The organism is Pandoraea sp. B-6 (genome assembly GCF_000282835.1).
Taxonomy (GTDB): domain Bacteria; phylum Pseudomonadota; class Gammaproteobacteria; order Burkholderiales; family Burkholderiaceae; genus Pandoraea; species Pandoraea cepalis.
In genome coordinates this window covers 22961-34287 of sequence record NZ_KB290533.1, presented here as the reverse complement: position 1 = coordinate 34287, position 11327 = coordinate 22961, and the positions used below count along the sequence as shown (strand labels likewise).

At 63.5% G+C, this 11327-nt stretch carries 9 protein-coding genes and 2 pseudogenes; 8 read left to right on the top strand and 3 right to left on the bottom strand.

The features are described from left to right. From A985_RS29295 to map, 3 genes and pseudogenes are all read right to left on the bottom strand, one after another. Window positions 1-354 (bottom strand): annotated as a pseudogene (locus tag A985_RS29295) (pseudouridine synthase); the annotation flags it as partial. Continuing rightward, on the bottom strand, window positions 351-2915 hold the full coding sequence (locus tag A985_RS0114585; RefSeq protein WP_017234142.1) for a [protein-PII] uridylyltransferase: 2565 nt from the start codon (window positions 2913-2915) through the stop codon (window positions 351-353). The gene A985_RS0114585 and the pseudogene A985_RS29295, both read right to left, overlap by 4 nt. A 76-nt stretch (window positions 2916-2991) precedes the next feature. After that, window positions 2992-3855: a type I methionyl aminopeptidase gene (gene map, locus A985_RS0114580; RefSeq protein WP_083902314.1), complete on the bottom strand. Its 864-nt coding sequence runs from the start codon at window positions 3853-3855 to the stop codon at window positions 2992-2994. A gap of 484 nt (window positions 3856-4339) precedes the next feature. Here map and rpsB point away from each other — a divergent pair, with 484 nt between their 5' ends. From rpsB to rseP, 8 genes and pseudogenes are all read left to right on the top strand, one after another. Next, window positions 4340-5092 (top strand): 30S ribosomal protein S2, encoded by a 753-nt coding sequence (rpsB, locus tag A985_RS0114575; protein ID WP_020372913.1) that lies wholly within the window; start codon window positions 4340-4342, stop codon window positions 5090-5092. A gap of 155 nt (window positions 5093-5247) precedes the next feature. After that, window positions 5248-6129, top strand: a complete 882-nt coding sequence (tsf, locus tag A985_RS0114570) for a translation elongation factor Ts (protein WP_026131985.1) — start codon at window positions 5248-5250, stop codon at window positions 6127-6129. A 97-nt stretch (window positions 6130-6226) separates the two neighbouring features. After that, window positions 6227-6940, top strand: coding sequence for a UMP kinase (gene pyrH, locus A985_RS0114565; RefSeq protein WP_026131984.1), 714 nt, complete (start codon window positions 6227-6229; stop codon window positions 6938-6940). An 85-nt stretch (window positions 6941-7025) separates the two neighbouring features. Beyond that, window positions 7026-7586 carry a ribosome recycling factor gene (gene frr, locus A985_RS0114560; protein WP_017234137.1) on the top strand — a complete coding sequence of 187 codons (561 nt, stop codon included), beginning with the start codon at window positions 7026-7028 and terminating at the stop codon, window positions 7584-7586. 64 nt (window positions 7587-7650) lie between these two features. Continuing rightward, complete coding sequence (gene uppS / locus A985_RS0114555) at window positions 7651-8433, top strand: polyprenyl diphosphate synthase (RefSeq protein WP_026131983.1); 783 nt, start codon at window positions 7651-7653, stop codon at window positions 8431-8433. After that, complete coding sequence (locus tag A985_RS0114550; protein ID WP_017234135.1) at window positions 8433-9242, top strand: phosphatidate cytidylyltransferase; 810 nt, start codon at window positions 8433-8435, stop codon at window positions 9240-9242. Before uppS ends, A985_RS0114550 begins: the two co-directional genes overlap by 1 nt. A gap of 2 nt (window positions 9243-9244) precedes the next feature. Then, a complete protein-coding gene (ispC, locus tag A985_RS0114545) occupies window positions 9245-10444 on the top strand; it encodes a 1-deoxy-D-xylulose-5-phosphate reductoisomerase (RefSeq protein WP_017234134.1) in 1200 nt (399 codons plus the stop codon). Window positions 10445-10487: 43 nt separating this feature from the next. Beyond that, window positions 10488-11327 (top strand): annotated as a pseudogene (gene rseP, locus A985_RS29290) (RIP metalloprotease RseP); the annotation flags it as partial.

Below are 11327 nucleotides of genomic sequence, written 5' to 3'. Positions count from 1 at the left end.
GTCAAGTCGTGCCGGACGCGCGCCAGCAACGCGCTCGCGTTGGCCACGTGCGGGCGGACGTTCGCCCGTCGAACGCTTTTCGTACGGCGTTGTGCTGCCGGCCGCAGGTTTGCGTGGCGCGGCGGCACTTCCGGCCGGGCGACGTGTACCCGCCGGCGCAGCCGCATTGTCCACCGGACGCGGTCGTGCCGGTTTCGCGGCCGGCTTCTTCTTTGCGCCGCTCGCGTCGAGCATCGACGCGGGCACGGCTTTGGTCGGACGGCTCAGCGCGCCGGACGAACGCACCGGAGCGCGAGTCTTGTCGAGAGTGCGGGGATGTTTGGCGCTCAGTTTGGTGCGCGGGGTATCGCTCATGATTCCAATGCTTCGAGTAATTCGGTCTCGACGGCGATTTGCAGACGACTGTCCTGCAAACGGCTGCCATCGAGCAGGAACGTGTCTTCGACACGCTCGCCGAGGGTGTTGATGCGGGCGGTACGCACGCTTACGCCGTGACGCGCAAGCACGCGAGCGACCGCGTACAGCAGACCGGTGCGGTCGTTGGCCGACACCGATAGCAAGTAGTACTGACCGCGATCGTCGGGTCGCAAATCGACGCGCGGCGTGACCGGGAAACTGCGCGAGCGTCGCGGCAGCCGGCCTTTGCTGGGCTCTGCCAGCGGCTCGACACGCGTGAGCAGCGACACCAGTTCGCTCTCCACCAGATTGATGATGTCGCGATAGCTCGTGTCCAGACCCGGGTCGGTCAGCAGAAAGCTGTCCAGGGCAAAGCCGTGACTGGTCGTATGTACCTTGGCGTCGAGAATCGATAGCCCTTTGCGCTCGAAATAGCCGCAAATGCGCGCGAACAGATCGAGCTGGTCGCGCACGTAGACCATCACCTGCAGACCTTCGCCGATCGGTGAGGGACGTGCCTTGACAATGGGGGTCGCGCTGCCCACGTGCCGCCAAAGATGGCGCGTCTGCCATGCGACGTCGGCCGGATCGTTGCGCAGGAAGTAGGCGACGTCCAGCGTGCTCCAGAGCGCCTCCTGCGCGCGCTCCGGCACGGTGTAAAGGCGCAGCAGCCCGAGGGCCTCTTCCTTGCGCGTTTTGAGCTGTGAACGCGGATCCGGATTGGCGCCGCCCAGCACCTGCAACGTCAGCCGGTACAGGTCTTCCAGCAGCTTGCCCTTCCAGGCGTTCCATACCTTCGGGCTGGTGCCGCGAATATCGGCGACCGTCAGTAGATACAGTGCCGTCAGGCGCCGCTCATTCCCCACTTTCGCCGCAAAGCGGCGGATGACCTCGGGGTCGGTGGTGTCCTGCTTCTGCGCCACCGTGCTCATCGTCAGATGCTCACCCACCAGCCAGACGATCAGATCCGTGTCCTCCTCGTCGATGCCGTGACGGGTGCAGAAACGTCGGGCATCGGCCATGCCGAGCGTGGAGTGATCGCCGCCGCGACCCTTCGCAATGTCGTGAAACAAGGCCGCGACCGTCAGCGCCCAAGGTCGGTCGAAGTTCGCGATCAACTGGCTGCAGAACGGGTACTCGTGCGCGTGCTCCGCCACGGCGAAACGGCGGATGTTGCGCACGACCATCAGGATGTGCTGGTCGACGGTGTAGACGTGGTACAGGTCGTGCTGCATCTGGCCGACCACGCGACGAAAGTTGATCAGATAGCGGCCGAGCACGCTCGTCTGGTTCATCAGGCGCAAGGCGTGGGTAATGCCCTGTGGCTGCTGGAGAATGCCGAGAAACGTGCTGCGATTCTCGGGGTCGGCGCGCCACTGCGCGTTCATCAGTTCGCGAGCGTTGTACAGCGCCCGCAGCGTGCGCGCCGAGAGCCCCTTCACACCGACGACCTGTTCGTAAAGCAGGAACGTCTCGAGGATCGCGTTCGGGTGACGCTGGTACAACTCGTCGTCCACGATTTCGATCATCCCTTGCTTCTCGACGAAACGCTCGTTGATCACCCGCGTGACCCCGCTGGTTTGCGGGAACAGGCGCGCTTCGACGTTGAGCAGCAGCACCGTATTGAGTTGCGAGACGGCTTTGGCGGCCCAGTAGTAGCGCCGCATGAGCTGCTCGCTGGCCCGCTTGGTGGGGGTGGCGTCGAAGCCGAGACTTTGCGCGAGCGACGTTTGCATGTCGAATACGAGCACGTCCTGACGCCGTCGCGCCAATAAGTGCAGCCGTGCGCGCAGGCCCTTGAGGAATTGCTCGTTGCGTCGCAGCTCCTTGAGCTCGCGATCGGTCAGCAGTTCCCGCGCGAACAGTTCCGCCCAGCTGTTGCCGAGGCCGGCGGCCTTCGTCATCCAGAGAATGACCTGCAGGTCGCGCAGTCCGCCGGGGCTTTCCTTGCAGTTGGGTTCAAGGCTGTACGGGGTGTCCTGATACTTGGCGTGACGCTGGCGGATCTCCAGCTGTTTGCTGCGGAAAAACGCTCGCGGATCGAGATCGGCGGAGAAGCGCCGCTCGAAGTCGTCGAAGAGCGCCGCATTGCCGGTGAGCAGGCGGGCTTCGAGCAGGCTGGTTTGTACCGTGACGTCGGCATGGGCTTCGGTGATGCACTCGTCGACCGTGCGGACCGACGATCCGATCTCGAGCCCGATATCCCAAAGGAAGCCGATAAACGGCTCCACGTGCGAGGTGAGCACCTGCGCGTCGGCGTCCGCGTGGAGCAGGAGAATGTCGACGTCCGAGTGCGGGTACAGTTCGCCGCGCCCGTAGCCGCCCACGGCGACGAGCGCGAAACCGTCGGGCATTTCGCACTCGTCCCACGCGTCGCGCATGGCTTGATCGACCGCCTGGCATAAGCCATGCAGAAGCACGTCGATCTTGCCATGTGTGGAAAAGCGGTCGACGAGTTCGGCTTTGCGGTCCTTGAGGGCCTGACGTAGCGGAGACGGGGCGTGCGCACGCGCGTGCATGGCGGCTTCCTGGTGGTGAAAGTAACGAGTCAGGCCGGGCGGCCGCCGCGGTGACAGGCGGCCGGACTTCAGTGGCTCAGGTAGCGGTGGCGAACGATGTCACGTACGACGAACCGGGCGGCGGCGGTGGCGTCAGGGCGGAGTGCGTGAGCACCTCGTGGCCCGTTGGCGTCACGAGCACCGTGTGCTCCCATTGCGCCGACAGACTGCGATCGCGCGTTTTGACCGTCCATTGATCGGGCATCGTCCGAATCTCGCGCTTGCCCGCGTTGATCATCGGCTCGATGGTAAAGATCATGCCCGCCTGCAACTCGAGGCCGGTGCCCTGGCGACCGTAATGCACGATCTGCGGGTCCTCGTGGAATACCTGGCCGATGCCGTGGCCACAGTATTCGCGAACCACGCTATATCCCTGGGCTTCGGCATGCGTCTGGATGGCGTGGCCGATATCGCCCAGATGCGCGCCCGGGCGCACCTGGTTGATGCCGAGCCACATGCATTCATACGTCACCTGAGCCAAACGCTTCGCCAGGATCGAACCTTCGCCGACGATGAACATGCGGCTGGTATCGCCGAAGTAGCCATCCTTGATGACGGTGATGTCGATGTTCAGGGCGTCGCCGTTCTTGAGCGTTTTGTCGCCGGGAATGCCGTGACAGATCACGTCGTTGACCGAGATGCAGGTGGCCTTGGGGTAGGGCGGATAACCGGGCGGTTGATAGTTCAGCGGTGCCGGCACGGTGCCCTGCTCCTTGAGCATGTATTCGTGGCAGAGCTGGTCGAGCTCCCCGGTCGTGACGCCGGCGCGCACATGCGGTGTAATGAAATCGAGCACCTCGCTGGCCAGTCGGCAGGCGACGCGCATCATTTCAATATCGTGGGCATTCTTGAGGGTGATGGCCATTGCTGAATCGGAGAGATTGCGTAAACAGTGCCGCATTATCGCACCAACGGACGGTTTTCGCCCCGTCCGGCTTGGATTTCGGAGCGTTCCGACGAGGAATTTCCAAGGTTCCTGGCGCAGCGCTCGCTCGCGCGGTGAACCGGCCGGAGCACCGCGCAGATCGGGCGTTTCCGACTTGTCATCACAAGTTCACGCGTCGCTTGAGTGCAGGTGGGCTCCGATGCTATAATCTCGGGCTAAGTCGAGGACGAATTGCTAATAAACCCAAGGGTTTTCCCTTGTGTTTCAACGGTCTTCGCCGGGTTTTCAGGGGTGTTTTTGCCCCAGTGTGGTGCCGATCGGTGCCGCATCCGGCGGATTGCGGGGTGGCATTGTCGATCGTCGGCTTGGAAATTTTGAAATCGCGGGCCGGCGCACCCAGGGTGCCCGATCTTCGCAGACGGGTCATGCAAAGCTGTGTGGCAGTCTGGCGAAACGGGTACGGCAGCCGGTCTAAGACCTAACCCTCACGGAGAATCACATGTCTGTCACTATGCGTCAGATGCTGGAAGCGGGCGTCCACTTTGGTCACCAAACCCGTTTCTGGAACCCCAAGATGGCCCCCTATATCTTCGGCCATCGCAACAAGATTCACATCATCAACCTGGAAAAGACGTTGCCGATGTACCAGGACGCACTGAAGTACGTGCGTCAACTGGCAGCAAATCGCGGCACGATCCTGTTCGTGGGTACGAAGCGTCAGGCGCGTGACATCGTGGCGGAAGCCGCCGGTCGCGCCGGCATGCCCTACGTCAACAACCGTTGGCTGGGCGGCATGCTGACGAACTTCAAGACGCTGAAGTCGTCGATCAAGAAGCTCAAGGACATGGAGCAGGCCCTGGAAGCCGGCGAGCAAGAGCGCATGAGCAAGAAGGAAGCGCTGCTGTTCGATCGCGAAATGGCCAAGCTGCAGAAGTCGATCGGTGGCGTGAAGGATATGGGCGGCATGCCCGACGCCATTTTCGTCGTCGACGTCGGCTACCACAAGATCGCCATCACGGAAGCCAACAAGCTGGGCATTCCGGTGATCGCCGTGGTCGACACGAACCACTCGCCGGAAGGTGTGGATTACATCATCCCGGGTAACGACGACTCGAGCAAGGCTGTCGAGCTGTACGTGCAAGGCGTTGCCGACGCCGTCCTCGAAGGTCGTGCAAACGCCGTCAAGGAAGTCGTGGAAGCCGTTCGCGGCGATGGTAACGACGAGTTCGTCGAAGTGAACGAAGAGGCGTAAGCGGCCGCCGCTGCGTAACAAAAGGGGCTGCTGGTGGCGCCCCTTTTTTTTAGTCCGATTTTCCCGCGTCGGGTGCGCGGGGCGCCACGGGGCGGGCAGCGAGGCCGTCCGGACGCCATCCACTCCCGACTGATTCGATATACAGGAGTAACGATATGCCGGCAATTACTGCAGCAATGGTGGGCGAACTGCGCGCCAAGACCGATGCGCCGATGATGGAATGCAAGAAGGCGCTGACCGAAGCCGATGGCGACATGGTCCGTGCTGAAGAAATCCTGCGTGTCAAGCTGGGCAGCAAGGCCAGCAAGGCCGCCAGCCGTATCACCGCCGAAGGCGTGATCGCTGCCTACATCGACGGCGGCAAGGGTGCCGTGGTCGAAATCAACTGCGAAACCGACTTCGTCTCGAAGAACGACGACTTCCTGAAGTTTGCGAACGACGTGGCCAAGCTGGTCGCCGAGCACAACCCGGCCGACGTGGCGGCACTGTCGGCGCTGCCGCTCGACGGCAAGACCGTTGAGCAAGTGCGCGCGGACCTGATCGGCAAGATCGGCGAAAACATGACCATTCGTCGCTTCCAGCGCTATGACACGGCGGGCAAGCTGGCGGCTTACCTGCACGGCACGCGTATCGGCGTGGTCGTCGAGTATGACGGCGCTGACGCCGAAGTCGGCAAGAACGTCGCCATGCACATCGCCGCAATGAAGCCGGTGGCCGTGTCGGGCGATCAGGTCTCGCCGGAACTGATCGAGAAGGAACGCAAGGTCGCTGCCGAGAAGGCTGCCGAGTCGGGCAAGCCGGCCGAGATCGTGGCCAAGATGGTGGAAGGCAGCGTGCAGAAGTTCCTCAAGGAAGTCTCGCTGTTCAACCAGGCTTACGTGAAGGACGACAAGTCGAGCGTCGAGCAGATGCTCAAGGCCAACAACACCACGGTGAAGGCTTTCACCATGTTCGTGGTCGGCGAAGGCATCGAGAAGAAGCAGGACGACTTCGCGGCGGAAGTGGCGGCGCAAGTGGCTGCGGCCAAGCAGTCGTAATTCGCGCAGTACCGCAGTATCCGGGGGCGGCGGTGCCGTCCCCGTTGTTTCATCCAGAATACCCAACAGTGCCCGACCAGACTTCTTAAGGACCGCCATGTCTACTCCTTACAAACGCGTACTTCTCAAGCTCTCTGGTGAAGCCCTCATGGGTGACGATGCGTTCGGCATCAACCGCGCGACCATCGAACGGATGGTTGACGACATTGCCGAGGTCGTTCGCCTGGGCACGCAACTGGCCGTCGTGATCGGCGGCGGTAATATTTTCCGGGGCGTGGCAGGCGGTGCCGCGGGTATGGACCGTGCAACGGCCGACTACATGGGCATGCTGGCCACGATGATGAATGCCCTGGCGCTGCAGGATGCCATGCGCCATGCGGGTATTGAAGCGCGTGTGCAGTCCGCGCTGCGCATGGATCAGGTGGTCGAGCCCTACATCCGCCCGCGTGCGATCCGTCAGCTCGAAGAGGGCAAAGTCGTGATTTTCGCCGCGGGCACCGGCAACCCGTTCTTTACGACCGACACGGCAGCGGCGCTGCGCGGTTCGGAAGTCGGCGCCGAAGTGGTCCTCAAGGCGACCAAGGTCGACGGCGTATACTCCGCAGACCCCAAGAAAGATCCCAACGCGGTAAAGTATTCGACCATCAGCTTCGACGAGGCGATCTCCAAGCACCTGCAGGTCATGGACGCGACGGCTTTCGCGCTGTGCCGCGACCAGAAGATGCCGGTGCGAGTCTTCTCGATTGTGAAGCCGGGCGCGCTCAAGCACGTCATTCTCGGCGAAGACGAGGGAACGCTCGTCCACGTTTGAGTTCAAATTGCGGCGTCGGCGTGCATGGGCGCGCCGACGCCGTATTATTTACGTTTGCGTAACAATTCAAGGTTTGGAGGTTGTCATGAGCGTTGCTGACGTCAAGAAAAGTGTCGAGCAAAAGATGAAAAGCTCGATCGAGTCGTTCAAGAACAACCTGGCGAAGATTCGTACCGGTCGTGCGCACGTCGGCCTGCTCGATCACGTTCAGGTGGACTACTACGGCTCGATGGTGCCCATCTCCCAGGTCGCCAACGTGAACCTCGTGGATAGCCGTACGATCGGCGTGCAGCCGTGGGAAAAGAAGATGGTTGGCGTGGTCGAGAAGGCCATCCGCGAATCGGATCTGGGTCTGAACCCGGCCACGCAAGGCGATCTGATTCGTGTGCCGATGCCGATGCCGACCGAAGAGCGCCGTCGCGAGCTGACCAAGCTGGTCAAGTCGGAAGGCGAAGCCGCCAAGGTCGCCGTGCGTAACCTGCGCCGCGATGCCAACGAGCAGCTCAAGAAGCTGGTCAAGGACAAGGAAGCGTCGGAAGACGACGAGCGCCGTGGCAGCGACGAAGTGCAGAAGCTCACGGACAAGTTTGTCGCCGAGATCGACGAACTGGTCAAGCAGAAGGATGCCGAGATCATGACGGTCTGAGTGCCCCGGCACTCACCGCAAGACCTCCGCTGACTTTCGCGCTCGACTCCCGCACCGTACCTCAATGGGTTTTCTCAGCTCTACGCGCTCCGTTCCCAAGACAGAGAGCATTCCTCGCCACGTTGCTATCGTCATGGATGGCAATGGGCGTTGGGCTACCCGTCGCAAGTTGCCTCGCGTGGCGGGCCACAAGCGTGGCGTCGATGCCGTGCGAGAGGCAGTGACGGCCTGCGCCGAAATCGGCGTCGAGTATCTGACGCTGTTCGCGTTCAGTTCCGAGAACTGGCGCCGTCCGCAGGACGAGGTGTCGACGCTGATGCAGCTTTTCATTCTCGCGCTCGAGCGTGAAGTCGGGAAGCTGCACAGCAACGGTATTCGCCTTCGCGTCATTGGCGCGCTCGACGCGTTCGAGCCGCGCATTCAGGAACTGGTCAGGCGTGCGGAAGCCCGCACACAGGACAACACGGGCCTCACGCTGACCATTGCCGCCAACTATGGCGGCCGATGGGACATTTTGCAGGCGGCCCAGAAGCTCGCCGCCGCGCGTGTGGCGGCCGGTGGTGCCGCGGCGCTCGACGCGCCGTTCACCGAGGACGATCTCGCGCCTTACCTGAGCATGGCCTACGCGCCGGAGCCGGATCTCTTCATTCGCACCGGTGGCGATCAACGCATCAGTAATTTTCTGTTGTGGCAACTGGCGTACACTGAGTTGTATTTCACCGAAGAATTCTGGCCGGACTTCAACGCCAATACCCTCAAACGGGCCGTCGCCGAGTTTCAGCAGCGCGAGCGCCGTTTCGGCCGTACCAGCGCGCAAGTCCAGAGCCCTCCGGGACATTCCGCCTGATGCTCAAGACACGCGTCATTACCGCTGTCGTACTTCTCGCCATTCTTTTGCCTGTGATCTTCGTCGGTACGCCGGCGCAGTTCGCATTACTTGCCGCCGTGATCGTGGCCGCCGCCGGCTGGGAATGGGGGCGGCTCGTCGGTCTGAATGACACGGGCGCCGTCTTCTATGGGGCGCTCGCCCTCCTGGGGGTGGGCCTGACATGGGCAGGCGGCTGGATGCTCTCGTCAATCTGGCTCAAGCCCGCGGCCATCTTTTGGGTGCTCGCGGGACCCTACACGCTCGCCCGCAAGCCGGCGACGCGAGGGGCATGGCGCGGTTTGTTGCTGGTCGCCGGCCCGGTGTTGCTGATCGCGGCATGGCAGGCGCTGTGTCTGGCGCGTGATCGCGGCGTGGCATTCCTGCTCTCGGTGCTCGTGATCGTCTGGCTTGCCGACACGGGCGCGTATTTCGCCGGCCGTGCGTTTGGCCGTCGCAAGCTCGCGCCGTCGATCAGTCCCGGCAAGTCCTGGGAAGGGGCGATCGGCGGGTGGCTGCTGGTGCTCGTGGTCGCTGCCGGGGTTCTCGCGAGCGGCTTGCAGGCGCCAACCCTCGTTTCTCATTTCGCCGGCACGCAAGGTCTGGCACTGGGCGCATTGGCGCTGACGGTGCTGGTGGCTTTATCCGTCGTGGGCGATCTGTTCGAATCTCAACTCAAACGGCAGGCCGGCGTGAAGGATTCCAGCGCGCTGCTTCCCGGCCACGGGGGCGTGCTCGATCGAATCGACGCGTTGCTCCCGGTGCTCCCGCTGGCTTTGCTCCTCGTCTGATCATGTCGCAACGACTCTCCATTCTTGGCTCCACCGGTTCCATTGGCGTTAGCACGCTCGATGTGGTGGGGCGTCATCCCGGCCGCTTCTCCGTCTACGCGTTGTCGGCGCACCGTAACCTGGATCGCCTGTTCGAGCAGTGCGTCACGCATCGCCCAGCAGTGGCGGTGGTGGCCGACGCCGATGGTGCCCGCTCGCTGGCGGCGCGTCTGGCTGACGCCGGTCTGAAGATCGACGTGACCTACGGTCCGCAGGCGCTGGTCGAGATCGCGCAAGCGGCCGAGGCCACGATGGTCGTTGCGGCGATCGTCGGTGCCGCGGGGCTGCAGTCGACACTCGCCGCCGCGCGCGCCGGCAAGCGCATTCTGCTGGCGAACAAGGAGTCGCTGGTGCTCTCCGGTGCCCTGTTCATGGCGACGGCCGAACGCGCCGGGGCGACGTTGTTGCCGCTCGACAGCGAGCACAACGCCATCTTCCAATGCCTGCCGCAAGTGGCCGGCGAGACCCGCGTGTCGACGCGCGGCGTTGAAAAACTGGTGTTGACCGCGTCGGGCGGGCCGTTCCGCGAGCGCGAGCTGGCGTCGCTCGAGAACGTGACGCCGGACGAGGCGTGCGCGCACCCGAACTGGGTGATGGGCCGCAAGATTTCGGTCGACTCCGCCAGCATGATGAACAAGGGCCTCGAAGTCATCGAGGCGCATTGGCTGTTCAATATGCCGCCCGAGAAGATCGAGGTGTTGATCCATCCGCAGAGCGTGATTCACTCGATGGTGACGTACACGGACGGCTCGACGCTCGCCCAACTCGGCAACCCGGACATGCGCACGCCCATCGCCCACGCGCTGGCGTTCCCGGATCGGGTGACGTCGGGCGTGGCGAGCCTCAATCTTGCCGACATCGGCAAGCTGACTTTCGAAGCGCCGGATTTGCGCCGTTTTCCGTGCCTGCGTCTGGCATTCGACGCGCTGCATCGCGGCGGTACGGCGGGCGCGCTGCTCAATGCGGCCAACGAGATCGCCGTGGCCGCCTTCCTTGAAGGCCGCATTCGCTTTACGGCCATCGGCCAGGTGGTCGAGCAGGTGCTCGACGCGGTTGCCGTCGGTGAGGCGACGTCGCTCGACGTCGTGCTCGACGCCGATCGCCGCGCGCGCGAACTGGCGACGGCCATCGTCGCCAAACTGCCGGCCCGGGCGTCGTCCTGACGCCTGACCCTATGTCGTAACGCCTTCGCGCCCCCATTCGCTCATGACTCTGTTGACCACGTTGCTTGCGTTTGCCGTCGCCATTGGCGTGCTGGTGGTATTCCATGAGTTGGGGCACTACTCGGTCGCGCGGCTGTGCGGCGTCAAGGTTCTGCGTTTTTCGGTCGGGTTCGGCACGCCGCTGCTCAAGTGGACGATGGGGCGCGATCGTACGGAGTGGACGGTTTGCGCGCTGCCGCTGGGCGGGTACGTCCGAATGCTCGACGAGCGCGATGAAACCCAGGTCGTCGCCCCGGAGGATCGCGCGCGGGCCTTCAACCGCCAATCGGTCTATAAGCGATTTGCCATTGTGGCGGCCGGTCCGGTCGCGAACTTCCTTCTGGCGATCGCCCTGTATGCGGGCCTGAATCTCGCGGGCGTGACCGAACCCGTCGCGCGCATTGCACCGCCGGCGGCCGGTACGCTGGCCGCTCGCGCGGGGCTGTCCGGTGGCGAGTTGATTACCGGCGTTCGCGAGAACGGGAAGAGTCCTGACGAAGCCGTCGGAGACGAGATGCCCGTTCGGTCCTGGGAAGACCTTCGCTGGCGCCTGGTCGATCCGATGATCGAAGGGCAGCGCGTGACGCTCGTGGCGCGTACCCGCGACGGGCGCGCTGAATACATGCTGGACGCGGCGGGTCAGCACTTCGACGCCGATGGCGAGCAGGACTTCATGCAGCGCCTCGGTCTGACGCCGTCGGCGCGGGTCAAGGTGGGCCAGCTCCTGCCGGGTGGTGCGGCAGGGCCCGCTGGACTACGTGTCGGCGACGAGATCACGGCCGTCGACGGCAGTCCCATCGCGTCGGCCAAGGCGCTGGTGGACGCCGTACGTGCTCACCCGGGC

Bases quoted from the DNA above. Each gene is read 5' to 3' on its own strand.
- pyrH (WP_026131984.1), top strand. From the start codon at position 6,227: ATGTCTACTCCTTACAAACGCGTACTTCTCAAGCTCTCTGGTGAAGCC.
- rpsB (WP_020372913.1), top strand. From the start codon at position 4,340: ATGTCTGTCACTATGCGTCAGATGCTGGAAGCGGGCGTCCACTTTGGT.
- ispC (WP_017234134.1), top strand. From the start codon at position 9,245: ATGTCGCAACGACTCTCCATTCTTGGCTCCACCGGTTCCATTGGCGTT.
- A985_RS0114585 (WP_017234142.1), bottom strand. From the start codon at position 2,915: ATGCACGCGCGTGCGCACGCCCCGTCTCCGCTACGTCAGGCCCTCAAG.
- map (WP_083902314.1), bottom strand. From the start codon at position 3,855: ATGCGGCACTGTTTACGCAATCTCTCCGATTCAGCAATGGCCATCACC.
- tsf (WP_026131985.1), top strand. From the start codon at position 5,248: ATGCCGGCAATTACTGCAGCAATGGTGGGCGAACTGCGCGCCAAGACC.
- A985_RS0114550 (WP_017234135.1), top strand. From the start codon at position 8,433: ATGCTCAAGACACGCGTCATTACCGCTGTCGTACTTCTCGCCATTCTT.
- frr (WP_017234137.1), top strand. From the start codon at position 7,026: ATGAGCGTTGCTGACGTCAAGAAAAGTGTCGAGCAAAAGATGAAAAGC.
- uppS (WP_026131983.1), top strand. From the start codon at position 7,651: ATGGGTTTTCTCAGCTCTACGCGCTCCGTTCCCAAGACAGAGAGCATT.